This is a genomic window from Kocuria sp. CPCC 205231, from assembly GCF_040980965.1.
Taxonomy (GTDB): domain Bacteria; phylum Actinomycetota; class Actinomycetes; order Actinomycetales; family Micrococcaceae; genus Kocuria; species Kocuria rosea.
The window spans coordinates 126,131-150,475 of sequence record NZ_JAVKPP010000010.1 but is presented as its reverse complement, the minus strand read 5'-3'; the positions used below and the strand labels follow the sequence as shown (position 1 = coordinate 150,475).

The 24,345-nt window shown below is 75.0% G+C and carries 19 protein-coding genes; 16 read left to right on the top strand and 3 right to left on the bottom strand.

Annotation, left to right across the window (positions count from 1 at the left end):
* The first annotated feature begins 35 nt into the window (after positions 1-35).
* Complete coding sequence (locus RF640_RS12225) at positions 36-1,427, top strand: class II 3-deoxy-7-phosphoheptulonate synthase (protein ID WP_031283120.1); 1,392 nt, start codon at positions 36-38, stop codon at positions 1,425-1,427.
* Between the two features lie 44 nt (positions 1,428-1,471).
* Here the strand turns inward: RF640_RS12225 and RF640_RS12220 are convergent, their stop codons facing one another.
* Both RF640_RS12220 and RF640_RS12215 read right to left on the bottom strand, forming a co-directional pair.
* Positions 1,472-3,418 (bottom strand): PASTA domain-containing protein, encoded by a 1,947-nt coding sequence (locus RF640_RS12220; protein ID WP_095651542.1) that lies wholly within the window; start codon positions 3,416-3,418, stop codon positions 1,472-1,474.
* 45 nt (positions 3,419-3,463) lie between these two features.
* Positions 3,464-4,648: a LysM peptidoglycan-binding domain-containing protein gene (locus RF640_RS12215; protein WP_095651543.1), complete on the bottom strand. Its 1,185-nt coding sequence runs from the start codon at positions 4,646-4,648 to the stop codon at positions 3,464-3,466.
* Between the two features lie 119 nt (positions 4,649-4,767).
* On the opposite strand from RF640_RS12215, the gene RF640_RS12210 reads away from it, so the two are divergent.
* Complete coding sequence (locus tag RF640_RS12210) at positions 4,768-5,154, top strand: Rv2175c family DNA-binding protein (RefSeq protein WP_017833699.1); 387 nt, start codon at positions 4,768-4,770, stop codon at positions 5,152-5,154.
* Positions 5,155-5,179: 25 nt separating this feature from the next.
* On the opposite strand, the gene RF640_RS12205 is transcribed toward RF640_RS12210, so the two are convergent.
* On the bottom strand, positions 5,180-6,331 hold the full coding sequence (locus tag RF640_RS12205; protein ID WP_109243788.1) for a polyprenyl synthetase family protein: 1,152 nt from the start codon (positions 6,329-6,331) through the stop codon (positions 5,180-5,182).
* A 184-nt stretch (positions 6,332-6,515) separates the two neighbouring features.
* Between RF640_RS12205 and dinB the strand changes: the two genes are divergently transcribed.
* The 14 genes from dinB to RF640_RS12135 all read left to right on the top strand — a co-directional run bounded on the left by dinB (position 6,516) and on the right by RF640_RS12135 (position 24,125).
* A complete protein-coding gene (dinB, locus tag RF640_RS12200; protein WP_095651545.1) occupies positions 6,516-7,796 on the top strand; it encodes a DNA polymerase IV in 1,281 nt (426 codons plus the stop codon).
* 55 nt (positions 7,797-7,851) lie between these two features.
* The gene (locus RF640_RS12195) at positions 7,852-8,229 is read left to right on the top strand and encodes a DUF3040 domain-containing protein (RefSeq protein ID WP_017833696.1); all 378 of its coding nucleotides are present in this window, start codon (positions 7,852-7,854) and stop codon (positions 8,227-8,229) included.
* Between the two features lie 552 nt (positions 8,230-8,781).
* The gene (mraZ, locus tag RF640_RS12190; RefSeq protein WP_031283112.1) at positions 8,782-9,213 is read left to right on the top strand and encodes a division/cell wall cluster transcriptional repressor MraZ; all 432 of its coding nucleotides are present in this window, start codon (positions 8,782-8,784) and stop codon (positions 9,211-9,213) included.
* Between the two features lie 229 nt (positions 9,214-9,442).
* Positions 9,443-10,444 (top strand): 16S rRNA (cytosine(1402)-N(4))-methyltransferase RsmH, encoded by a 1,002-nt coding sequence (gene rsmH / locus RF640_RS12185; RefSeq protein WP_035924058.1) that lies wholly within the window; start codon positions 9,443-9,445, stop codon positions 10,442-10,444.
* Complete coding sequence (locus RF640_RS12180; protein ID WP_241482804.1) at positions 10,441-11,157, top strand: hypothetical protein; 717 nt, start codon at positions 10,441-10,443, stop codon at positions 11,155-11,157. Before rsmH ends, RF640_RS12180 begins: the two co-directional genes overlap by 4 nt.
* Positions 11,158-11,235: 78 nt before the next feature.
* Positions 11,236-13,236: a penicillin-binding protein 2 gene (locus RF640_RS12175; RefSeq protein WP_109243789.1), complete on the top strand. Its 2,001-nt coding sequence runs from the start codon at positions 11,236-11,238 to the stop codon at positions 13,234-13,236.
* A 91-nt stretch (positions 13,237-13,327) separates the two neighbouring features.
* The gene (locus RF640_RS12170; RefSeq protein WP_144836554.1) at positions 13,328-14,977 is read left to right on the top strand and encodes a UDP-N-acetylmuramoyl-L-alanyl-D-glutamate--2,6-diaminopimelate ligase; all 1,650 of its coding nucleotides are present in this window, start codon (positions 13,328-13,330) and stop codon (positions 14,975-14,977) included.
* Positions 14,974-16,575, top strand: a complete 1,602-nt coding sequence (gene murF / locus RF640_RS12165; protein WP_035924055.1) for a UDP-N-acetylmuramoyl-tripeptide--D-alanyl-D-alanine ligase — start codon at positions 14,974-14,976, stop codon at positions 16,573-16,575. The genes RF640_RS12170 and murF overlap by 4 nt, the downstream gene beginning before the upstream one ends.
* Positions 16,572-17,687, top strand: a complete 1,116-nt coding sequence (gene mraY, locus RF640_RS12160) for a phospho-N-acetylmuramoyl-pentapeptide-transferase (protein ID WP_017833689.1) — start codon at positions 16,572-16,574, stop codon at positions 17,685-17,687. The genes murF and mraY overlap by 4 nt, the downstream gene beginning before the upstream one ends.
* Positions 17,684-19,210 (top strand): UDP-N-acetylmuramoyl-L-alanine--D-glutamate ligase, encoded by a 1,527-nt coding sequence (gene murD, locus RF640_RS12155; protein WP_368827965.1) that lies wholly within the window; start codon positions 17,684-17,686, stop codon positions 19,208-19,210. The genes mraY and murD overlap by 4 nt, the downstream gene beginning before the upstream one ends.
* Entirely contained in the window at positions 19,207-20,442 is a 1,236-nt protein-coding gene (gene ftsW / locus RF640_RS12150; protein ID WP_017833687.1) for a putative lipid II flippase FtsW, read from the top strand. Before murD ends, ftsW begins: the two co-directional genes overlap by 4 nt.
* Positions 20,439-21,566 (top strand): undecaprenyldiphospho-muramoylpentapeptide beta-N-acetylglucosaminyltransferase, encoded by a 1,128-nt coding sequence (murG, locus tag RF640_RS12145; protein ID WP_336649333.1) that lies wholly within the window; start codon positions 20,439-20,441, stop codon positions 21,564-21,566. Before ftsW ends, murG begins: the two co-directional genes overlap by 4 nt.
* A complete protein-coding gene (murC, locus tag RF640_RS12140; RefSeq protein ID WP_336649334.1) occupies positions 21,556-22,959 on the top strand; it encodes a UDP-N-acetylmuramate--L-alanine ligase in 1,404 nt (467 codons plus the stop codon). Before murG ends, murC begins: the two co-directional genes overlap by 11 nt.
* Positions 22,959-24,125: a cell division protein FtsQ/DivIB gene (locus RF640_RS12135; RefSeq protein WP_095651550.1), complete on the top strand. Its 1,167-nt coding sequence runs from the start codon at positions 22,959-22,961 to the stop codon at positions 24,123-24,125. The genes murC and RF640_RS12135 overlap by 1 nt, the downstream gene beginning before the upstream one ends.
* Positions 24,126-24,345: the final 220 nt, after the last annotated feature.

The window sequence follows — 24,345 nt, the reverse complement described above, 5'->3', positions numbered from 1 at the left end:
CCGGCCCCGCCCCGGACGAGACATAGGAAGACATGATGCTCGACTTCACCGTTCCCGACAGCCTCCGCAACCTCGCCTCCCCGGTGCCCTCTGCGGCCGACTACCCGGGGCTGGACGACTGGCGCGAGCTGGCCGCCGACCAGCAGCCGACCTGGCGCGACCACCCCGACTTCGCCGCCTCGATCGCCGAGCTCAACGCGGTCCCGCCCCTCGTCTTCGCGGGGGAGGTGGACAAGCTGCGCGACCGTCTGGCCGAGGTCGCCAACGGCCGGGCGTTCTTCCTGCAGGGCGGGGACTGCGCCGAGACCTTCGAGGGCGCCACCGCCGACCGGATCAGCGCCCGGGTCAAGACGCTGCTGCAGATGGCCGTGGTGCTCACCTACGGCGCGTCCATGCCCGTGGTGAAGATGGGCCGGATGGCCGGGCAGTTCTCGAAGCCCCGCTCGTCCAACGACGAGACCCGCGACGGCACGACGCTGCCGACGTTCCGCGGCGAGATGGTCAACGGCTTCGACTTCACCGAGGAGTCCCGGGTCCACGACCCGCGGCGGATGGTGCGCGGCTACCACACCTCGGCCTCGACCCTGAACCTCATCCGGGCCTTCACCACGGGCGGGTTCGCGGACCTGCGCCTCGTGCACGCCTGGAACATGGGCTTCACCACGAACCCGGCCCACGCCCGGTACGAGTCGCTCGCCCGCGAGATCGACCGGGCCGTGAAGTTCATGGACGCGTGCGGCGCGGACTTCGACGCCCTGCGCACCACGGAGTTCTACGCCGGCCACGAGGCCCTGCTGCTGGACTACGAGCGCGCGCTGAGCCGCATCGACTCCCGCACCCACCTCCCGTACGGCACGTCCGGGCACTTCCTGTGGATCGGCGAGCGCACCCGGGAGCTCGACGGCGCCCACGTGGACCTGCTCTCCCGGCTGCGCAACCCGATCGGCGTGAAGCTCGGCCCCAAGACGACCGGGGACGACGCGCTGGCGCTCATCGACAAGCTCGACCCGGAGCGCGAGCCCGGACGGCTCACCTTCATCACCCGCATGGGCGCGAAGAACATCCGGGAGAAGCTGCCCCCGCTCGTCGAGGCCGTGGAGCGCTCCGGCGCCAAGGTCGTGTGGGTCACCGACCCCATGCACGGCAACACCGTGTCCCTGCCGTCCGGGTACAAGACCCGAAACTTCGACGACGTCGTGGACGAGGTCCGCGGCTTCTTCGAGGTGCACGAGGCGATCGGCTCCTTCCCCGGCGGCATCCACGTGGAGATGACGGGCGACGACGTCGCGGAGTGCCTCGGCGGCGCCGACCCCGTCGACGAGTCCTCCTTCCAGGACCGCTACGAGTCGCTGTGCGACCCGCGCCTGAACCACATGCAGTCCCTGGAGATCGCGTTCCTCGTGGCGGGCTACCTCTCCCGCCGCTGAGCGCGGGACCGGCCGACGGGGCCGGGGCCGTTCCTGCCGTCCGCTCAGACGACGGTGAGGACGACCTCGGCCCCGTCCGTCGTCTGGGCCACCACGTAGCCGAAGGGGGCGCCGAGGCTCTCCTCGACCCGCGCCGCGAACCCCGCCTCCGCGAGGAGCCGGACCGCCTCGTCCACGGGCCTGCCCAGCACCCCGGGCGCGGAGTCGGCGCGGGCCCCGAGGGAGACGGCGAGGTCCACGGCCGACCCCTCGGCCACCGCCTCGCCCGCCTCCGGGTGCTGGCCCACGACCGTCCCGGCGGCGGCGTCGTCGGCGACCGGGCTCCGGGTGCCGGCCGCCAGCCCGGCGTCCTCGAGGCGCGCCCGGGCGTCCTCCTCCGACATCCCGGTGACGTCGGGCGCGGTGGTCCGCACGGGACCGGTCGAGACCAGCAGGACGACCTGCTCCGCGGAGCGCACCGTGGCCCCGGCCTCCGGGTCGGTGCCGAGCACGGTGCCGGCGGGGGCCACCGGGTCCGCGGTCTCGTGCACGGCGACGTTGCCCAGACCGGCCCCGGCCAGGTACTGCTCGGCGAGCTCCGGACCCGCTCCCCGCACGTCCGGCACGCTCACGGTCCCGCCCGGACCGGAGCCCAGGAGCCAGCCCAGGAATGCCGCCCCGGCCACCGCGAGCGCGACCAGGGCCAGCGTCCCCGCCGCGTGCAGGGGCCGGGTGGGCCGCAGCTCGACCTCGGGCCGCCAGGGGTCGGAGGAGCCGCTCGAGGTCCGCGCCGGCAGCGGCCGGCCGGAGACCGCCGGGGCCCCGGCCCCAGCCGCTCCCAGGGTCGCGGCGTGCGGACCCGGCACCCCGGTCCGGCCGGCCGCCGGGCCGAACGCCTCCGTGGGAGCGTCCCGGCCGAGGGTCTCGGTGGGGGCGTCCCGGCCGATGGTCTCCGTGGTGCCGCTCGAACCGAGGGCCTCCGTGGGAGCGGTTCGGCCGAGGGCTTCCGTGGGAGCGGTTCGGCCGAGGGCTTCCGTGGGGGCGCCCGCCCCGAGGGCCGCGGTGGGTCCGACCGCGGGGTCCAGGGCCGCCGTGGCCGCGGCGTCCGGAGCCGGCACGGCCGGGGTGCCGCGGGCGGCGCCGGGTCCCGGGGGGCGGTCGAGCTCCGCGGGCCGCAGACCCGCCCGGACCGACCGGAGCTCGTCGAGGAAGCTGCCGGCGTCGGGCGGACGCCGCTCCGGCTCCCGTGCCGTGGCCCGGGCGACCAGCCGCGCCACACCGGCCGGGAGACCGGGATCGAGGGTGCGCAGGTCCGGGACGGCGCCGTCCGCGTGGGCGCGGGCCACGGCCAGCGGACCGCCCTCGAAGGGACGGCGGCCGGCCAGGAGCTCGAAGAGCAGGATCCCGGCCGAGTACACGTCCGCGCGGGTGTCGACCCGCTGCCCCGTGACGAGCTCCGGCGAGGCGTAGCCGACCGTGCCCAGCACCGTTCCGGTCGCCGTGTGCTGGTCGACGGCGCGGGTGAGACCGAAGTCCGCGACGGTCACCCGGCCGGCGGCGGAGATCAGCACGTTCTCCGGCTTCACGTCGCGGTGCACCAGGCCCTCGCGGTGGGCCGCCGCCAGCCCGTCGAGGACCGGTTCCAGCAGCCCGAGCGCCTCGCCCGGGGGCAGGGCGCCGCGCCGGCGCAGGAGGTCCCGCAGCGTCGAGCCCGCCACGTGCTCCATGACCAGGTACGGCACCCCGTCCGGGGCGTGGCCCTGGTCGAGCACGGAGACCACGTGGGGATGGGACAGCCGCGCCGCCGACCGGGCCTCCCGCACGAACCGGTCCGCCGCGGCCGGGTCCTCGGCCAGGTGGGCGTGCATGAGCTTGACCGCCACGACGCGCTGCAGGCGGGTGTCCACCGCCCGGTACACGGTGGCGGTGCCACCACGGGCGATCCGCGGACCCAGCTCGTAGCGGCCCTCGAGGACGGTCCCGGTCAGGTGGTCGGGGAGCGCGTGCTGCACGGGATCAGCCTAGGGCGGGGCGCTGTGCGCAGGCTGGGTCGCAGGTCACGGTCCGAACCGCTTGCGGTGCGTCTTGACGCTCTTGACGTACTGCTTGGTGTCGTCGTACATCCCGTACTTCTTCACCCCGTGCAGGCCCTGGTAGTACGCGGCGATGGCCACGTCGGTGCTGGGCGCGGCGCGGCCCAGCTGCCGGATGATGGCCACGCCGGCGGTGACGTTGTCCTGCGGGTCGAGCAGGTCGAGCTCCCGGCCCACGAGTCCCGAGGCCCAGTCCCCGGCGTCCGGGATGACCTGCATGGTGCCCACGGCGTCCGCGGGGGACACGGCCCGGTGGTCGAAGCCCGACTCCTGGTGGGCGTGCGCCAGGGCGAGCGCCGGGTCCACGCCCATCCGCACGGCGGTGTCGTGGACGAGCCGGCGCATCTCCTCGCGCGAGGGCGCGGGGCGGGCGGCGAGCTGCTCGTGGTGGCGGTTGGCGGAGTCCACCACCCCGTCCTCGTACGTGCGGCCCAGGAAGGTGTCGCCGACGGCGCGCGCGGGCGCCGGCCGGGGCTGCTCGGCCCGCTCGGGGGCAGGGGCCTGGGCGGTCCGCACGGTCTCGGGGGCCGGCTCCGAGACCGACAGCCGCTGGCCCGGGCGCAGCAGCGAGTTCACCGTGAGGTCGTTGCCGTCGAGGAGCGACTGGACCGACACCCCGCGCGTCTGCGAGATGCTCCACAGCGAGTCGCCCGAGCGCACCACGTGCTCCGTCCGGGGCGGCTCCGCCGCGGGCGGGGCCGGCTTCTTCGAAGGCTCGGCCGCCGGGGCCGCCCCGCCGGAGAGGCGCAGCTCCTGCCCGGGCAGCAGCAGCGCCGCGCCGGAGAGGTCGTTCCACCGCATGAGCTCGTCCACGGCCACGCCGTGGCGCTGGGCGACCGCCCACAGGGAGTCCCCGGGGGACACGGTGTGCACGGGGGTCTTCGTCGTCTTCTGGCCGGCGAGCAGGGGCGCCGAGGCCACCTGGGCCGTCTGGGCGGGGGCGGCGTGGGCCACGGTGCCCCCGCCCAGGGCGGCGAGGGCGGCGACGGCGGTGACCGCCGACCCCGTCCGGGCGCGGCGCGCCCAGCCGGCGGAGCGGTCGTCCTGCCGCCCGGAGGCCTCGGCGGAGGTCTCGGCAGTGGTCTCGGCGGTGGTGGAGCGCGGTGCGTCGTTCGGGTCGGTCGTGTCGCTGTCGGGGGGATACGGCATGAAGTAACTCTCTGACGCTGATCGGGGAAGGTGCGGAGGTCTCAGCCGGCTCCGCGGGTCGAGCATACCGTGGCGGGCCCGCGTGGCACGGGCACCGGCGGACGTGGCACTCTGGGGGCGTGAAGAACACATCCGGAATCAGCACCGAGGAGTTCGACCGCCTGGACGGTCTCGTCCAGGAGTGGTTGCCCCTGCCCGACGTCGCCGAGCAGCTCGGCCTCGTGGTCACCCGCGTCCACGGCCTCGTCGACGACGGGACGCTCCTCGCCGTCCGCAACCCGCACGACAGCATCCGCCGGGTGCCGGCCGCCTTCCTGCTGGACGGCGCCGTGGTCGACTCGCTGAAGGGCACGGTGGCGGTCCTGCGGGACTCCGGCTTCACCGACGTCGAGGCGATCACGTGGCTGTTCACCGAGGACGAGTCCCTGCCGGGCCGTCCCGTCGACGCGCTGCGGGACGGGCGCAAGACGGAGATCCGCCGCCGGGCGCAGGCCCTGGCCTGGTGACCCGCTCCTGACCGGCGCGCCGGACTCAGGACGAGCGGCGGACCGCAGCCGTCGCGAGGCCGCGCAGCGCGGCCATCGGCACGGCGTCGGCCCCGAGCCGGTCCAGCGCGGTGAACGCCTCCCCGCTGAGCCGTTCGATGAGCTCCTCCGTGGAGCCCAGGGCGCCGCACGCCGTGATGAGCGAGCGGAGCTCCTCGACGTCCTCCTCCGTCAGCTCCGGCCGGCCCAGGGCGTCCTCGAGCCGCGCGATCTGCGCCTCGCTGCCGAGCGTGCGGACGTAGCCGACGAGCACCGTCCGCTTGCCCTCGCGCAGGTCGTCGCCGGCGGGCTTGCCCGTGGCCGCGGGATCGCCGAACACGCCCAGGACGTCGTCGCGCAGCTGGAACGCCTCGCCCAGGGGCAGCGCGAACGCGGAGCAGCGCTCCAGGACCGGCTCCGGCGCCCCGGCCAGGGCGGCGCCGAGCACCACGGGGTGCTCCACCGAGTACTTCGCCGACTTGTACCGGATGACGTCCAGGGCCCGCTGCACCGCGCCGTCGCGGTCCTGGCCCCCGCCGGCGACCTCGCCCTGCACGTCGAGGTACTGCCCGGCCATCACCTCGGAGCGCATGAGGTCGAAGACCGCCCGTGCGCGGTGGCCGCCGGGCGCCGTGGTGGTGGCCGCGGCGAACGACTGCTCGCTCCAGGACAGGCACAGGTCGCCCGAGAGGATCGCGGCGGCCACGCCGAAGGCCGGACCGTCCAGGGCCCAGCCCCGGTCCGCGTGCACGGACTCGAAGCGGCGGTGCACGCTGGGGGCGCCGCGGCGGGTGTCGGAGCGGTCGATGACGTCGTCGTGGATGAGCGCGGCGGACTGGAAGAGCTCGAGCGCCGCCCCGGCCCGGACCACGGCCGGGTCCTCCGGGTCGCCGCCCGCCGCCCGCCAGCCCCAGTAGCACAGCCGCGCCCGCAGCCGCTTGCCGCCGGCGGAGAGCGCGACGACGGCGTCCAGCAGCGGGAGGGCGTCCGCCGAGATGCCGCCCAGGACCGCTCGCTGCCGGCCGAAGAACTCCTCCAGCTCCGCGTGCAGCCGCGCCACGAACCGCTCGTCCTCGGCGCGGAAGGCGTCCTCGGGCCGGGCCTGCGGCGCGGTGCCGGCGGGGGCGTCGGGGTGGTGCGGGAGGGGCGGGCACGTCATGGGCGGATCGACCTCGGACTCGGGGCGGCGGCGGACGCCCTCTGCCGGTCGTCCGCGATGTCCGCCCCAGCCTATCGAAGGCCCGGTGAGCGGACCGGGGCGCTCCGCCCGGGCCGGGGCCCGCACCGCGGCCGGGATGTCCGCGCCGAGGGCTAAGCTGTGCCGGACCCGGGAGGAGGACGCGGTGACCGAGACGCCGAGGGACCGGCTGGAGCGCTGGCGGCAGTGCGCCGTGCTGCACGTCGACATGGACATGTTCTACGTCGGCGTGGAGCTGCTCGCGGCCCCTGGGCTGCGCGGCAGGCCCGTCATCGTGGCCGGGTCGGGCGGACGCTCCGTCGTCCTCTCCGCGTCCTACGAGGCCCGGGCGTTCGGCGTCCGCTCCGGCATGCCCCTGGCAAGGGCCCGGGCGATGTGCCCCCGGGCCGTCCTGCTCGAGCCCCACCGGGACGCCTACGACGCCTACTCCCGCCGGGTCATGGCCATGTTCCGGGAGATCACCGACCGTGTCGAGCAGATCAGCGTGGACGAGGCCTTCCTCGACGTCGCCGGAGCGGTCCGGCGGCTCGGCCCGCCCGTGGGCATCGCCCGCGGCCTGCGGGCCCGTGTGCGGGACGAGCTGGGACTGACCGCCTCCGTGGGGATCGGCGCCAACAAGACCGTCGCGAAGATCGCCTCCACCCGCTCCAAGCCGGACGGCCTGCTGCTCGTCCAGCCCGAGGACACCGTCGCGTTCCTGGCGGAGCTGCCGGTCTCGGCGCTGTGGGGCGTCGGCGGGCGCACGGCCGAGACGCTCACCGGCGCGGGGCTCAGGAGCGTGGGGGACCTCGCGGCCGCCCCCGTGCCGATGCTGACCCGCCTGGTCGGACGGGCGGCCGGCCACCACTTGCACGAGCTCGCCAACGGACGGGACCCCCGCCCCGTCGAACCGGTCCGCGAGGAGAAGAGCGTGGGCGCGGAGGAGACCTTCCCCCGGGACGTCGCGGACGACCGCGTGCTGCACGAGACCCTCCTGCGGCTCAGCCACCGGACCGCCTCGCGGCTGCGCCGGCAGGGTCTGCGCGCCCGCCGGGTGGGGCTCAAGGTGCGCTGGGCGGACTTCACGACCATCACCCGGTCGCGGACCCTGCAGCATCCCTTCACGTCCGCCCACGACCTCCTCGAGCACGGCGTGGGCCTGCTCGAGGAGCTCGGGGACCGGCCCCAGCCGGTCCGGCTCATCGGCATCCGCGCCGAGCGGCTGGAGCCCGCCACGGACGCCCTGCAGCTGAGCCTGGACGGCCGCGAGGAGGAGTGGGGGGCCGCCGAGCAGGCCATGGACCGGGTGCACGCCCGCTTCGGCGCCGAGCGCCTCGGCCCCGCCCGTCTCCTGCCTCCCGCACCCCGGAGTCCGGAGGGCAACTCGGAGGCTGTTGACAGCCGTGTGCGCGGTGCCAAATCAGCACCCGACGGTCTATCCTGGTAGCAGGCGGCGCCGGAACAGCCGGGGAATCCGCACCCGAAGGATGAGGAGGCATACCGTGCCACTGTCCGAGCACGAGCAACAGCTCCTGGCGCAGCTCGAGAAGCAGCTCCACGCGGACGACCCGAGGTTCGTGACGAACATGGGGTCCCGCGCCGTCAGGGGTGCTTCCACCCGCAACATCGTCCTCGGGATCGTGATCGCCGTCGTCGGCCTGCTCGTCCTCCTGGGCGGGGTCGTCATCGACTCCATCCTGGTCGGGGTCCTGGGCTTCGTCGTGATGGGCGCGGGTGTCTACGTCGCCACGCTGCGCTCCGGCAAGCCGCGCCCCGGCGGGGAGCCCGGCAAGGGCGGCCCGCCCCGCCGCTCGTCGCCCTTCCTGCAGAACCTCGAGGAGCGCTGGGACCAGCGCAACTCCGGGGGCCCGTCCACCTGACCGGCCCCGCCCGGACCCGGAGCCGACCGCAGGGCGCCGCCCGCTCGGACCGACCCGACCGGCCCCTCCACCTCCCCCCACCCTGCTGCCGCACGGCGGTCTGCAGGGTCCGATCAGCTCCCCGGTGCACCGCCGGGGAGCTTTTTCATGCCCTGGAGGTGCCGCGGCCGCACCCCGGCCGCACCCCGGGAACGTCCGGGGAGCGTTCCTCCACCGTCCTCCCCGCAGCCCGCACCGCGGCGTCCTCCACTCTCCTCCCCGCACCCCTCCGCCGGCGCCCGGTGCCGCGGGCCGCGGCGTCCTCCACCGCGCTCCCCGACGCCCGGTGCCGGCGCCCCGCACCGCGGGCCCGGGGTGTCCTCCACGCTCCTCCCCGCCGCCGGCCGCCGCGGCGCCATCGTGCCCACCTGGGGCGACGCCCGTCGCGGCGCCCGGGCGCCGCGCCACGCCGCGGCGCCCGGGCCCTGCGTTCGTTGACCGGGGAGTGAAGTGGAGTAAAGTGGGGCGAAGAGATGGATCTGGGAGAACTCTCGGGCTGGAGAGGCGGTGAGCATGTTTCTCGGAACGTACTCACCCCGTCTCGACGAGAAGGGCCGCCTGATCCTGCCGGCGAAGTACCGGGAGGAACTGGCGGAGGGACTCGTGCTGACCCGCGGTCAGGAACGGTGCCTCTACGTGTTCAGCGTCCGCGAGTTCGAGCGGGTCCACGAGCAGCTGAGGGCGGCACCGCTGTCCTCGAAGCAGGCCAGGGACTACATCCGGGTCTTTCTCTCGGGCGCCTCGGACGAGGTCCCGGACAAGCAGGGCCGAGTCACCATACCGCCGCCGTTGCGGGACTACGCCGGGCTGGGCCGGGAGCTCGCCGTCATCGGCGCGGGCACCCGGGCGGAGATCTGGGACGCCCAGGCGTGGAACGACTACCTGAACGAGAAGGAGGCCGTCTTCTCCGAGACCGAGGAGGAAGTGGTGCCCGGGCTCTTCTGAGCGCAGGGCCGCCGAGACCACCGCGGAGCACGCGGAGCCGCTTCCCGGATGAGATCTCCAGCCGCACAGCCGTCACCGTCCTGACTCACCTTCCCCTGAGCCAGGCCGGATTCGAGGGACGGCCAGCGGATGGGGTTCTGATCCTGGAAGGCCCGCCGCCGCACCACGGCGTCGACCCGGCGCCGGCCACCGAAGACCGATCCACCGTCGACCGCCGAAGAGAGGGCCCATGGCGCAACGCCCAGCCGAGCAGCTCCACGTTCCCGTGCTGCTCGAACGGTGCCTGGACCTGATGGCTCCCGCGCTCGGCGAGGACGGCGCCGTGGCGGTGGACGCGACGATGGGCATGGGCGGTCACTCCGAGGCGCTGCTGCGGCGCTTCCCCGGCCTGCAGCTGGTGGCGATCGACCGGGACCCGCAGGCCCACGCACTGGCCGGCGCGCGGCTCGCCCCGTTCGGCGACCGGTTCCACCCCGTGCACACGACCTACGACCGGATCCCGGAGGCCCTCGGCCGGCACGGGTTCGACCACGCGGACGCGGTGCTCTTCGACCTCGGGGTCTCCTCGTTGCAGCTCGACGAGCGCGAGCGCGGCTTCGCCTACTCCTACGACGCGCCCCTGGATATGCGCATGGACTCCACCGCGCCCGTCACGGCCCAGGACGTGGTCAACGACTACAGCGAAGAGGACCTGCGCCGGATCCTGCGGGACTGGGGCGAGGAGCGCTTCGCCGGTCGGATCGCCCGCGCGATCGTGGCGCAGCGGGCCAGGACCCCGCTGCGGACCACGGGCGAGCTCGTCGAGGTCGTCCGCGGGGCCGTGCCGCAGGGTGCCCAGCACCGCAAGGGCCACCCCGCGAAGCAGACCTTCCAGGCGCTGCGGATCGAGGTCAACGAGGAGCTCGACGTGCTGCGCCGGGCGATCCCCGCCGCACTGGACGCAGTGCCCGTGGGCGGGCGCGTGGTGGCCATGAGCTACCACTCCCTCGAGGACCGGATCGTCAAGCAGGCCTTCGCCCGCGGAGCCGCCTCGACGGCGCCGAAGGGCTTCCCCGTGGAGCTCGACCAGCACAAGCCCACCCTGCGGGTCCTGACCCGCGGGACGGAGACCCCCACCCCCCGGGAGATCGACGAGAACCCCCGTGCCGCCTCCGCGCGCCTGCGCGCGGTGGAGCGCATCCGAGAGCACGTCCCCCCCACAGCACAGAACGCGCAGAGGTACACGGCATGAGCGGAACCGGACTCCAGCGACGCCCCGTCCGCCCGACCTCCCAGCGCACGGGCATCGGCGCCTGGGCCGGGCGGCGCGGGCAGCGTCCGCCGGTGGAGGGCACCTCCGCCCGCCAGCTGAGCGACCCGGCGCCGCCCGCCGAGGAGCGGGCCGGGTCGACCCGGGCCCCGCTGTCCGTGGTCCCGGGCCGGGCACGCCGGCAGCGGTTCTCCACCGTGGTGCTCAGCCTGGTGGCGCTCGTGGTGGCGCTGGCCTCGATCCTGGTGCTGAACATCCAGATCTCCGGGGGCCAGTACCGGCTCGTGGAGCTGCGCGCCCAGGAGCAGGCCCTCAGCCAGCAGAACGAGGCGCTCACCCAGGACCTCGAGTTCTACAACGCCCCGCAGAACCTTGCGGTGATGGCGACGGACCTCGGCATGGTCCCCGCGCAGGACTCGGGCACGGTCGACGTCACGAACGGGACCGTCGAGGGCGACCCCATGCCCGCGCAGCCCCAGGAGAACCACGAGATCCTGGTCGACCACGCCCACCAGACCGGCTCCGAGGCCGCGGACCGTGCCGCCCAGCGCGCCGAGGACCGCGAGCGGGAGAAGGCGGCGCAGGAGCGGGAGGACGCCGAGCGCAGCGCCCGCGAGGACGCCGCGCCGGCCGGCGCCGCGGACGCGGAGGGCGGCTCCCTCGCGGCCCCGCCGCAGCGCACGCCCGGGGAGTGACCGGGCCACCGGCCCCCGCCCCCGCCGGCAGCAGCCCCCCGGACATCTCCCAGTCGCAACCAGGAACGAGGCAGACACGTGGCACGCGCACGCTCGACGTCCGACGCCCCCCGCGCCCGCGGCATCGGACGCAGCCACATCGGAGTGGTCCTCGTGCTCGGCCTGCTCGTGGTTCTCGGGATCCGGCTCGTGTGGGTGCAGGGCTTCGACGTCGCCGGCCGGGCCGAGGCCGCCGCCGGCGAGCGGTCCCGAACGGAGGTGGTGCCCGCGCTGCGCGGTGAGATCCGCGACACCCACGGCAACGTCCTGGCCCGCACGCTCCAGCGCTACGACGTCACGGTCGACCAGTCCCTGGTGCGCGAGTTCGAGCGTCCCCTGGCCGACGGCACCACCGAGACCGTGACCCCCACGCAGGCGGTGTACCAGCTCGCCGACGCCCTCGAGCTCGAGGACACCGAGGTCAAGGACGCCCTCGACGGCGACAAGCAGTTCGAGTACGTGGCCCGCGGGGTCACGCCCGAGCAGTGGAACACCGTGCGCGAGCTCGGCCTGCCCTACGTGTACGGGCAGCCGTCCTCCGACCGCATCTACCCCAACGGCCCGGTGGGCGGCAGCGTGGTCGGCTTCATGGGCGGGGACGACGAGGCGCTCGGCGGGATCGAGCAGACCCAGGACGAGCTGCTGCGCGGCACCGACGGGAGCCGGACCTTCGAGATCAGCGCCGACGGCGTGCGGATCCCGGTGGCGCCCCAGGAGGAGAGCCCGGTGGAGGACGGCTCCTCGGTGCAGCTGTCGATCGACAGCGACGTCCAGTTCTTCGCCCAGCAGGCCGTCACCGAGCGCGCCGAGGAGCTGGACGCCGAGTGGGGCACGGCCGTGGTCATGCGGATCGAGGACGGTGCGGTGCTCGCGCTGGCCGACTCCTCGACCGTGGACCCCAACGACATCGGCTCCGCCGAGGCGGAGGACCTGGGGGCGCGGGCCGTCACCCAGGCCGTGGAACCCGGCTCCACCCAGAAGATCCTCACCGCGGCGGCCGCCGTGGAGGAGGGCGTGGCCACGCCCCGCACGGAGATCACTGTGCCCCCGTTCCTGGAGATCGACGGGCAGAAGATCACCGACGCCTTCGACCACGGCGAGCAGCGGCGCACGTTCACCGGGATCATCGCCGACTCGATGAACACCGGCACCGTCCTGGTCGGCGGCAAGCTCGCCCCGGAGCAGCGCCACGAGTGGATGCAGCGCTTCGGCGTCGGCGAGACCACGGGCATCGAGCTGCCCGGTGAGTCGCCCGGCATCCTCACGAGCGCGGACCAGTGGGACGTGCGCCAGCAGTACACCGTGCTCTTCGGCCAGGGCGTCGCCCAGACCCCGCTGCGCACGGCGACGATCTTCCAGGCCATCGGCAACGGCGGGGTCCAGGTGGAGCCCCGGGTCGTCGAGTCCGTCGTCGCCCCCGACGGCACCAGCACCCCGGTCGAGCGGCCCGAGGGCGAGCGGGTCGTCTCCGAGGAGACGGCCGAGCAGGTGCTCGACATGATGGAGGTCACCGTCACCCAGGGCGGCGCCAAGGAGGCCGCCGTGGAGGGCTACCGGGTGGGCGGCAAGACCGGCACCGCCGAGGCCCCCAGCCCGGAGGGCGGCTACGACGGGTACACCACCTCCTTCGTGGGCGTCGCCCCCGTCGAGGACCCCCAGTACCTCGTGGCGGTCACGCTCCAGCGCCCCCAGGGTGACGTCCGCGCGATCGGCACCACCCCCACCTTCAGCAAGATCATGGGCCAGGTGCTGCGCCACTACGACGTCCCGCCCTCCACCACCGAGCCCGTGCGGATCCCGCTGCGCACGGACGATCCGGAGGAGGACGAGAGCGAGCAGACGGCGCCGGTGGACACCCCGCCGGGCGTCGAGGCACCCGAGGACGGCAGCACCGGGGCGGACGCCCCGGCCGACGCCGAGGAGGGGCCCGCCGCCGGCACCGAGGCCGGTTCAGGGGCCGACGCCGCGGCCGGGACCGGGGCCGCCGGGACCGGCGGGACCGCCCCGGAGGCGTCCCGGCGGGCCGACGAGGGCGACTAGACTTCCATATCGCCGTGCCCGGCCACCCCCCGGGCCCGCCCCCCGCTCCCGGCGGACCACCCACCCGCCGCCCAGACCACGAAGGACGTTGATGGACGCGACAGCCCAGCAGGGACACGACGCGCAGACGATGCGCCCCGCCCGCCCCCGGCCGCTGAGCCTCGCGGAGACCGCCCGGCTCGCGGGCGGGACGGCGCCGTCCCGCGCGGTGGAGGTCACCGGCATCGCCCTGGACTCCCGGGAGCTGCGCCCCGGGGACCTCTATGCGGCGCTGCCCGGCGCCCGCACCCACGGCGCCCGCTTCGGCGCGGCCGCCCAGCGCTCCGGCGCCGCCGCGGTGCTCACCGACGCCGAGGGCGCCGCGATCCTCCGGGACGCCGGCATCGGGCTGCCCGTGGTCGAGGCCCCGGACCCCCGCCGGTCCGTGGGGGCGATCGCCGCACGCGTCTACGGCTCCCGGCCGGAGGACGGGACCGCCCCGGCCCTGTTCGCGGTGACCGGCACCAACGGCAAGACGACCACGACCTACTTCACCAACTCGGTGCTCCGCGCCCTGGGCCGGCGCACGGGCCTGATCGGGACCATCGAGATCCTCGCCGGCGACGAGTCGATCCCCTCCCGGCTCACCACCCCGGAGGCCCCGCACGTGCACGCGCTGCTGGCGCTCATGCGCGAGCGCGGCATCACGGCGGCGTCCATGGAGGTCTCCTCCCACGCCCTGCAGTTCCACCGGGTGGACGGCGTCCGCTTCGACGTCGCCGGGTTCACCAACCTGACCCAGGACCACCTCGACCTGCACGGGTCGATGGACGAGTACTTCGCGGTCAAGGCCCAGCTGCTCACCCCGGAGCGGACCCGCCGGGCCGTCGTCGTGGTCCAGGACGAGGACGACGTCTGGGGCCTGCGGATGGCCGAGCACGCGCGGGAGCGGCTCGGCCCGGACCTCGTCGACACGATCGCCCTGCGCGGCGGCGTGCCGGGGGACCGGGACGCCGGACCGGGCCGGCACGGCGCGGACTGGACGCTGACCAGCCTGACCCGCCGCGGGATCGGGCACTCCTTCGCGCTGCGGCACCGGGACGGCCGCACACTGCGCGTGTCCACGGGCCTGCCGGGCGACTTCAACGTGGCCAACGCCGCGCTCGCCGTGGTCATGGTCGTGGCCTCCGGGGTCGACGTCGCCGACGTGCAGCGCGTCCTCGACGAGGCGGACCCCCTCACCACGGACGTGCCGGGGCGGATGCAGCTCATCGGCACGCAGCCCACCGCCGTCGTCGACTTCGCGCACAACCCGGACGCCCTGCGCCGCGCGCTCGCCGCCGTCGAACCGCCGGACGAGGAGGGCCGCGTGATCGTGGTCTTCGGCGCCACGGGGGAGCGGGACCGCTCCAAGCGCCCGGTCATGGGGGAGATCGCCGCCCGCCACGCGGACGTGGTGATCATCACGGACGACGACCCGCACGACGAGGACGCCGGCGCGATCCGCGCCGAGGTCGCGGCCGGGGCGTTCGCGGCCCGCGACGCCGGCGCCCGGGCCCAGGAGGTGCTCGTGCTCGAGCCCCGCACCGTGGCCATCCGCGCCGCGGTGGCCATGGCGGGGCGCACCGACTCCGTGCTCGTGGCCGGCCGCGGGCACGAGACGGTCCAGGAGATCCGGGGCGTGGACCACCCGCTGGACGACAGGGAAGAGCTGCGGGCCGCGCTGGCCGACGGGCAGCAGGACCGTTGGGAGAACCGATGATCGACCTCACCGCCGCACAGCTCGCGCAGATCACCGGCGGGCGCGCCGTCGGCGCCGCCGCCGCGGCGCCCGTCGTCCGCCACGTCGCGACCGACTCCCGCGAGGCGCGTCCCGGCACGCTGTTCGTCGCCAAACCGGGGGAGGTCACCGACGGCCACGAGTACGTGGGCGCGGCCTTCGCCGCCGGCGCCGTCCTCGCCCTCGTCGAGCACGAGGTCTCCGACGCCGCGGGGGTCACCTACCCGGGCGTGCTGGTCCCCGACGTGGTGGAGGCGATGGGCCGGCTGGCCGCCTGGGTCGTGGCCCAGCTGCGCGCCGACCACGAGGTGAAGGTCATCGCCGTCACCGGATCCGTCGGCAAGACGACCACCAAGGACCTCCTGCGGGGCATCTTCGCCGCGGAGGGTCCCACGGTCGCGCCCCGCGGTTCGTACAACGGGGAGGTCGGCGTGCCGCTGACCGTCTTCGAGGCCGAGCCGGACACCCGGTTCCTCATCATCGAGATGGGCGCCACCCGGATCGGCAACATCGACTACCTGTGCCGGATGGTCCGCCCCGACATCGGGGTGGTGCTGTGCGTGGGCTCCGCCCACGCCGGCGAGTTCGGCGGGGTCGCCAACATCGCCCGCGCCAAGGGCGAGCTCGTCGAGTCCCTGCGGGCCGACGGCGTGGCGGTCCTCAACGACGACGACCCCCTGGTCCGCCAGATGCACCGTCGCACCGCCGCGCCCGTGCTGTTCTTCGGGGAGTCCCCGGCGAACGCGCTGCCCGACGTCCCGGCCGCCCGGGTGCACGCCTCCGAGATCCGCCTCGGGCCCGGCGGCAGCCCGGAGTTCCTCCTGCACCTCCCGGACGGCTCCGCGCACCGGATCGTCTCCCGGCTCATCGGGGAGCACCACGTCTCCAACCTGCTCGCGGCCGCCTCCGCGGCCTTCGTGGCCGGGGTCGCCCCGGAGCGGATCGCGGCCTCGCTCAACGCCCAGGGCGCCGCGAGCCGGTGGCGGATGGAGCGCACCGAGCGGGCCGACGGCGTCACGGTGGTCAACGACGCCTACAACGCCAACCCGCAGTCGATGCGCGCCGCGCTGCAGACCCTGGCCCAGCTGGGCCGCGGCTCCGCCGGGTCCGCGCCCCGCCGCACCTGGGCGGTGCTCGGGGGCATGCTCGAGCTCGGCGACAGCACGATCGAGGAGCACGACGCCCTGGGCCGCATGGTGGTCCGGCTCAACATCTCCAAGCTGATCGCCGTGGGCGACCTCGCCCGCCCGGTCTACGACGCCGCCCAGCTCGAGGGCTCGTGGGGCAACGAGGCCACCTGGGCGGCGACCGCGGAGGACGCCGAGGAGATCCTGCGCCAGGAGCTCGCTCCCGGTGACATCGTGCTCTTCAAGTCCTCCAACGCCGCCGGTCTCCGGGTGCTGGGGGACCGGGTCGCGGCCGACGCCGGGGACGGCGCCGGCGGGCCCGCCCCAGGCAACGACGCCCCGGCGCGCGGCGACCACTGGCGCTCGGCCGGTCCCTTCGTCAACGCCTCCCTCGACCCGAGCGGGAGGCCCACCACCCCGGGCCCCTCCGCGGACGGGAACGAGCCGGCATGATCCAGATCCTCATGGCGGCCTGCTTCGCCCTGGTCCTGTCCCTCTTCGGCACCCCGGCCTTCATCAAGTTCCTCGCCCGGCGCGGCTACGGCCAGTTCATCCGGGACGACGGGCCCACCAGCCACCACACGAAGCGCGGGACGCCCACCATGGGCGGCGTGGCGATCCTCGGCTCCGTGGTGGTCGCCTACGCGCTCACGCACCTGATCTCCGGGGTGCTGTGGCCCTCCTACGGGGGCGTCACCCTCTCCGGGCTCTCCGCGCTGCTGCTGATGCTCGGCATGGGCTTCGTCGGGTTCATCGACGACTACAAGAAGATCGCCAAGAAGCAGAACCTCGGGCTCAGCCCCGTGGGCAAGATCGTCCTGCAGGGCCTCATCGGCACCGCCTTCGCCCTGCTCGTGCTGCTCGTGCCCGGTCCGCAGGGCACGACCCCCGCGTCCTCGGCGATCTCCATCACCCGGGACACCGCTCTCGACCTCGCCTTCGCCGGCACCGCGGTCGGGGCCGTCCTCTTCGTGATCTGGGTGAACCTGATCGCCACCGCCACGACCAACGCCGTGAACCTCACCGACGGCCTCGACGGCCTCGCCACCGGGGCGTCCATCCTCGTGTTCAGCGGCTACCTGCTGATCGCCATGTGGCAGAACACCCACCTGTGCGGAGCCGTGGCCGAGGGGGTCTGCTACGAGGTCCGCGACGCCGCCGACCTCGCCCTCACCGCCGCCGCGCTGGTCGGGGCCCTGGTGGGCTTCCTGTGGTGGAACACCTCCCCGGCGAAGATCTTCATGGGCGACACGGGATCGCTGGGCCTCGGCGGCGCGCTCGCCGCGTTCGCGGTGCTCACCCGCACCGAGCTGCTGCTGGTGCTCATCGCCGGGCTGTTCGTGATCATCACGGTCTCCGTCATCCTGCAGGTCGGCTACTTCAAGCTCTCCGGCGGCAAGCGCATCTTCAAGATGGCGCCGCTGCAGCACCACTTCGAGCTCAAGGGCTGGAACGAGGTGACCATCGTGGTCCGCTTCTGGATCATCGCCGGGCTGTTCGTCGCGGCCGCGCTCGGCGTCTTCTACGGCGACTGGCTGCTCTCCCACGGAGGAATGATCCAATGATCCACGCGAGCAACGACAACCCCGTCCTGGACCGGCCGCGCCTGGCCGGGCTCACCACGTGGGACGCCGACTGGGCCGGGCTGCGCGTGGTCGTCGCCGGCATCGGTCTGTCGGGCTTCGCCGCCGCGGACACCCTGATCGAGCTCGGCGCCCGCGTCGTCGTCGTCGACGGGGCGGACACCCCGGAGAACCGGGCGAAGGCCGACACCCTGCGGATCGTGGGCGCCGCCGACGTCCTGCTGGGGGAGGCGGCCCAGGGGGCCGTGCCCGACGTCGAGGGCGAGCGCCCCGACCTGGTCGTCACGTCCCCGGGGCTGCGGCCCGACCACCCCCTGCTCGTCGCCGCGGCCGCCGAGGGCGTCCAGATCTGGGGCGACGTGGAGCTCGCCTGGCGGGTGCGCGAGCGCGCCGGGCGCAGGACCGCCGAGTGGGTGTGCATCACCGGGACCAACGGCAAGACCACCACGGTCGGGATGACCGCGTCGATGCTGCAGGCCGCCGGGCTCACCGCGGCCGCCGTCGGCAACGTGGGCACCCCCATCCTGGACGCGCTGCGCGAGCCGGTCGAGCACGACGTCCTCGCCGTGGAGCTCTCCAGCTTCCAGCTGCACTGGACGTCCTCGATGTCGCCGCTGGCGTCCGTGGTGCTCAACGTGGCCGAGGACCACGTGGACTGGCACGGCGGCTACGAGAACTACGTGGCGGACAAGTCCCGCATCTACGAGCACACCCGGGTGGCGTGCGTCTACAACGCCCAGCAGGCCGAGACCGTGCGCATGGTCGAGGAGGCCGACGTCGTGGAGGGCTGCCGCGCCGTGGGCTTCACCCTCGAGACCCCGGACGTCAGCATGCTCGGCGTCGTGGAGGACCTGCTCGTGGACCGCGCCTTCCTCGACGACCGCCGGGGCTCCGCCCTCGAGCTCGCCTCCATCACCGACACCGGCCCCCTCCCCACGCCCCACGGCGTGGCCAACGCGCTGGCCGCCGCGGCGCTGGCCCGGGCGGCCGGCGCCCCGCCGGAGGCCGTGCGGGAGGGGCTGCGCGCCTGGGAGCCCGGCGACCACCGGATCCAGGCCGTCGCCACGACCCACGGGGTGCTGTGGATCAACGACTCCAAGGCCACCAACCCGCACGCGGCCGACGCCGCCCTGGCCGCGTTCGACTCCGTGGTGTGGATCGCCGGCGGCCTGTCCAAGGGCGTCTCCTACGACCGGCTCGTCGCCCGGCACGCCGGCCGGCTGCGCACCGTGGTGCTCATCGGCACGGACAACGACTCGCTGCTGGCCGCGCTCGCCGCGCACGCCCCCGAGGTCCCCGTCCTGCGGACCGCCGAGCGTCCCGGCCCCGCGGCGGGCGACGCCGTGATGGGCGAGGCGGTGCGGCTCGCCCACGAGGTCGCCCGGAAGGGCGACACGGTGCTGATGGCCCCGGCGTCCGCCTCGATGGACCAGTTCAGCTCCTACGCCCACCGCGGTGACGCGTTCGTCCGGGAGGTCGCGGACCTCGTGGGACGGCTCTCGTGACGCAGCTGCAGGACCGGGCGGGGCTCGCGGAGACGGCCCGCGGCTCCCTGGGCGGGGCGCGCCGCTTCTGGCGTGCCCTCGTGGACGGCCCCCTCATCCACTCCTACTACGCGCTGGCCGGCTCCGTGCTGCTGCTCACGGCCATCGGCATCATGATGGTCCTCTCCGCCTCGGCGGTCGAGTCGATCTCGGCGCAGGAGTCCGCGTACTCGTACTTCGTCAAGCAGGCCACCTTCGGGGGGATCGGCGTGGTCCTGATGTTCGCGCTGTCCTTCGTGCCCACCGCCTGGTACCGCCGGGGCGCCACCGGACTGCTGGTCCTCGCCGTGCTGCTGCTCATGCTCGTCTTCACCCCGCTCGGACAGGAGATCAACGGCAACCGGAACTGGATCGTGGTGGGCGGGCAGACCTTCCAGCCCTCCGAGGCCGCCAAGCTCGCCGTGGCGATCTGGCTGGCCATGGTCCTGGCCCGGCAGGGCGACGCCGTGCGCGACTGGCGCCAGGCCCTGTGGCCGTCCGGGCTGGGCATCGGGATCCCCGCCGCGATGATCGTGCTGGGCGACGACGTCGGCACGGCCCTCGTCTTCGTGCTGATCTACGGGGCCGCCCTGTTCTTCGCCGGGGCGCCGCTGCGGCTGTTCGCGATCGCGGCCGCCGGGGCCGCGCTGGTCGGCACGCTGGCCGTGGTCACCGCGCCCCACCGCGTGGACCGGATCACCGGCTGGCTGTTCGGCGAGTGCGGCGCCACCGACGCCTGCTACCAGTCCCAGCAGGGGCTCAACGCCCTCGCCTCGGGCGGCTGGTGGGGCGTGGGGCTGGGCCAGTCCCGGCTCAAGTACAACTACGTCCCCGAGGCGCATAACGACTACATCTTCTCGATCATCGGCGAGGAGCTGGGCCTGCTGGGCACGGTGCTGATCCTCGCCCTCTTCGCGGTCATGGCCCTGGCGATGGCCCGGGTCATCCTGCGCGCCCGCAGCGGCTTCGTCCGGATCGCCACCGCCTGCATCGTGACCTGGCTGGTCGGCCAGGCGTTCATCAACATCGGCATGGTCACGGGGGTGCTGCCCGTGATCGGCGTCCCCCTCCCGTTCATCAGCTACGGTGGGTCGTCGCTGCTGATGAGCCTCGCGGCCGTCGGCGTCGTGATGTCCTTCACCCGGCTGCCGCGCCGGATCCAGGTCCCCACCCGCACCCCCCGCCCCCGCACCCCGAACGAGGATCGCGCATGACACCGTCCGAACCCACCACCGGAGGCCCCGCGCCGTCGGTCCTGCTGGCCGGCGGGGGCACCGCCGGGCACGTCAGCCCCCTCCTGGCCGTGGCGGCCGCGCTGCGGGAGCAGGCCCCGGCGGCCCGCCTCACGGCGGTGGGCACCGCGTCCGGGATGGAGACCCGGCTCGTCCCGCAGGCCGGGCTCGAGCTCGAGCTCGTCGACCGGGTCCCGCTGCCCCGCCGGCCCTCCGTGGACCTCGTCCGGCTGCCCGGACGGCTCCTCGGCGCCGTGCGGCAGGCCGGGGAGATCCTCGACCGCGTCCGGCCGGACGTGGTGCTGGGCGTCGGGGGCTACGTCTGCACCCCCGTCTACCTCGCCGCCGCCCGGCGCGGGCTGCCCATCGTGGTGCACGAGGCCAACGCCCGCCCCGGTCTGGCCAACCGGGTCGGCGCGCGCTGGGCCAGGACCGTGGCCGCCGCGTTCCCCGGCACCCCGCTGCGCGGAGCCGTCACCGTCGGCATGCCCATGCGCCGGGAGATCTCCCACCTGGACCGGGAGGCGCTGCGCGCCGAGGCCCGCCGGTCCTTCGGGCTCGACCCCGACCTGCCCACCGTCGTGGTCACCGGCGGCTCCTCGGGCGCCCTCGCCATGAACCGCACCGTGGCCGGCGTCGTCGGGGAGGTCGCCGCGCGCGGCTACCAGCTCCTCCACGTCACCGGCCGGGGCAAGCAGCTCACCCGGGACGACGGCGCGCCGCTGAGCGCCCCCGGCTACGTGCAGGTCGAGTACGTGGACGGCATGGAGCGCGTCTACGCCGCCGCGGACCTGCTCGTGGCCCGCGCCGGCGCCGCGACCGTCTCGGAGGTCGCCGCCGTCGGCCTGCCCGCCGTGTTCGTCCCGCTGCCCGTCGGCAACGGCGAGCAGGCGCTCAACGCCGCCTCCCTGGTGGCGGCCGGCGCGGCGCAGCTCGTCGCCGACGACGCGTTCACCCCCGACTGGTACCGCCGGAACGTGCACCCCCTGCTGGCCGACCCCGGCCGCCTCGCCGCGATGGCCGCCGCGAGCCGCGCCCACGGCGTGCGCGACGCCGACACCGTGCTGGCACGGATGATCCTCGAGGAGGTCCCCGGTGAGCGCTGAGCACGAGACCGACCCCGCCCTGCTGGGCCGGGTCCACTTCATCGGGATGGGCGGCGCGGGGATGTCCGCCGTCGCCAAGCTGATGCTCGCCCGCGGGGTCCCGGTCAGCGGCTCCGACCGCCAGGACTCCCCGGCGCTGCGCCAGCTCCAGGACCTGGGCGCCACCGTGCACGTGGGCCAGCGCGCCGAGCACGTGGACGGGGCGCAGACCGTGGTCGTGTCCACCGCGATCCCGCCCGAGGACCCCGAGTACTCCGCCGCCCGGGCCGCGGGGCTGCGCGTGCTGCACCGCTCCGAGGCCCTCGCGGCCGCGATGCACGGCCGCGCGGTCGTGGCGGTGGCCGGCACGCACGGCAAGACGACCACGAGCGCCATGGCCGCGCTCGCGCTGCACACCGCCGGGCTGGAGCCCTCCTGGGCCATCGGCGCGCACGTGGCCGACCTCGGCTCCAACGCGGCCCTCGGCACGGGTCCGTGGTTCGTGGCCGAGGCCGACGAGTCGGACGGCTCCTTCCTCGCGTACGGTCCGCGGATCGCCGTGGTCACGAACATCGAGCCCGACCACCTCGACTACTACGCCTCCCGCGAGGCCTTCTACCGGGCCTTCGACGAGTTCGCCGCGACCCTGCCCGCGGACGGGCTGCTCGTGGCCTGCCAGGACGACCCCGGCTCCCGGGCGCTCGCGGAGCGCCACCGGTCCGCCGGCGGACGGGTGGTCAGCTACGGCACGGAACCGGGCTCCGACGTCCGGGTGCTCCCCGGGGAGGCCGACGGGCTGCGCACCACCAGCACCCTGCTCCTGGGCGAGGGCGCCGACCGCCGCGAGGAGCGGCTCGAGCTCGTGGTGCCGGGCCGGCACAACGTCCTCAACGCGACCGCCGCCTTCTGCGTGGCCGTCGAGGCCGGCGTCCCGCCCGCGGACGCGGTGCGCGGGCTGGCCGGCTTCCACGGCTCCGCCCGGCGCTTCGACCTGCGGGGCGAGGTGGACGGGGTCCGGGTCTTCGACGACTACGCCCACCACCCGACCGAGGTGGTCGCGGCGCTCACGGCCGCGCGGGAGGTCGCGTCCGGGCACCGGGTGATCGCGATCTTCCAGCCGCACCTGTTCTCCCGCACGCGCGAGTTCGCGGCCGAGTTCGCCGACGCCCTGGCGCTGGCCGACGAGGCCCTCGTCATCGACATCTTCGCCGCGCGGGAGCAGCCCGTCGACGGCCTCACGAGCCGGATCGTCACCGACCGCGCCCCCGCCCACGTCCGCTACGTGCCGGACGGCGCCGACGCGGTCGCAGAGGCCGCGGCGGCCGCACGCCCCGGGGACCTGGTGCTCACGGTGGGCGCCGGGGACGTCACCGCCCTCGGGCCCCGGCTCGTGGACCGCCTCGGGGCCCGCTGATGAGCCGGCACGGCCGCCCGCACCAGCCCCGCTTCGGGGACCCGGCCGGGGACTCCGCCGGGGACTCCGGCGTTCCCGGGCCCGCCGGCGGGCCCGTGCCGGAGACCACCGCGGGCCCCGCGCCCGAGCGGGGCGCCGCCCCCGAGCGCGACCCCGGATCGCCGGCCGGCCCCGGGGGCCCGCCGCGGTCCGGGAGCACCGCCTCCGGCGCGGCCGCGCCGGAGGGCGGGCGCGTGCGCGTGCGCGTGAACGACGGGACCAAGGTCACGCCCCTGGCCGACGAGGACGACCTCGAGGAGGTCCCGGCCGCCGGCGGGCGCTTCAGCGCCTGGCGGCGGCACCGGCAGGAGCGCGCCGCCACCCGCACGCTCACCGCCTCCCGGCTCCCCCCGGTGGAGGAGCCCCCGCGGGCCGGTTCCACGGCCGTGGGGGCCACAGCCGTGGGAGCCACGGTGGTGGCCTTTCCCGCCTCACCGGGGGCGCGGCGCCGGCGCCGGCGGATCGGCGCGGTCCTCGGGGTGCTCGCCGCCCTCGCGGTGCTCGCCGGCGTCCTGTTCCTCTCCCCGGCGCTGGCCGTGCGGGACATCACGGTGCGCGGCGCGGAGCTGACGGACCCGGCTCGCGTCGAGTCCGCGCTCGACGCCTACCGGGGCGTCCCGCTGACGCGGATCTCCAAGGACGAGGTGCGGGAGCGGGTGGGGCGGATCCCGCAGGTCCGCTCCATCGAGGTCCTGCTCGAGCCCCCGCACCACCTCGTGGTCGCGCTGCGCGAGCGCGTGCCCGTGGCCGCGATCGAGGACGACGGGGAGTTCGTGGTCGTCGACTCGGAAGGGGTGGAGCTGATGACCGCCGGCTCCGCGGAGGAGGCGGGCGTCCCCGTCGTCACGGGCGGGCGCGACGTGCTCGAGGGCGAACGGTTCGAGGCCATCGCGGACGTGCTGGCCGCCCTCCCGGAGTCCGTCCTCGCCCAGCTGCGCACCGCCTCGGCCGAGTCGCTGTCCTCGGTGGAGCTGGCCTTCACCGACGGCCGCACGGTCGTCTGGGGCACCGCCGAGGACAGCGAGCTCAAGTCGCAGGTCCTCCGGGAGCTCGTCGAGGCGCGCGGCGCCGGCAGCGGCGTCGAGACCTACGACGTGTCGAGCCCGACCCGCCCCGTGGTGCGCTGAGGGGCGACACCGGGCCTCACGTTCCACCAGAGGTCGAGAGTGTGGCCGAAACGCAGCACGACCTGCGGTTTTGGCGAAAAGTGTCGAAAGCGGTATGGCTTGTCGTGCAGGTGGTCCCCGTCGTTGTTAGGCTTGACCCCGACATCGAACCCGCCGGGGGAGCAGCTGACGGCATGAGATTCGACCTTCGATAGAAGGTTGAGAAACGGCTCGCCATCCC

Excerpts from the sequence above, each read along its gene's own strand:
- RF640_RS12225 (WP_031283120.1), top strand. The coding sequence starts at position 36 with ATGCTCGACTTCACCGTTCCCGACAGCCTCCGCAACCTCGCCTCCCCG.
- RF640_RS12215 (WP_095651543.1), bottom strand. The coding sequence starts at position 4,648 with ATGCCGTATCCCCCCGACAGCGACACGACCGACCCGAACGACGCACCG.
- RF640_RS12205 (WP_109243788.1), bottom strand. The coding sequence starts at position 6,331 with ATGACGTGCCCGCCCCTCCCGCACCACCCCGACGCCCCCGCCGGCACC.
- mraZ (WP_031283112.1), top strand. The coding sequence starts at position 8,782 with ATGTTTCTCGGAACGTACTCACCCCGTCTCGACGAGAAGGGCCGCCTG.
- rsmH (WP_035924058.1), top strand. The coding sequence starts at position 9,443 with ATGGCGCAACGCCCAGCCGAGCAGCTCCACGTTCCCGTGCTGCTCGAA.
- RF640_RS12180 (WP_241482804.1), top strand. The coding sequence starts at position 10,441 with ATGAGCGGAACCGGACTCCAGCGACGCCCCGTCCGCCCGACCTCCCAG.
- RF640_RS12170 (WP_144836554.1), top strand. The coding sequence starts at position 13,328 with ATGGACGCGACAGCCCAGCAGGGACACGACGCGCAGACGATGCGCCCC.
- murF (WP_035924055.1), top strand. The coding sequence starts at position 14,974 with ATGATCGACCTCACCGCCGCACAGCTCGCGCAGATCACCGGCGGGCGC.
- mraY (WP_017833689.1), top strand. The coding sequence starts at position 16,572 with ATGATCCAGATCCTCATGGCGGCCTGCTTCGCCCTGGTCCTGTCCCTC.
- murD (WP_368827965.1), top strand. The coding sequence starts at position 17,684 with ATGATCCACGCGAGCAACGACAACCCCGTCCTGGACCGGCCGCGCCTG.
- murG (WP_336649333.1), top strand. The coding sequence starts at position 20,439 with ATGACACCGTCCGAACCCACCACCGGAGGCCCCGCGCCGTCGGTCCTG.
- RF640_RS12135 (WP_095651550.1), top strand. The coding sequence starts at position 22,959 with ATGAGCCGGCACGGCCGCCCGCACCAGCCCCGCTTCGGGGACCCGGCC.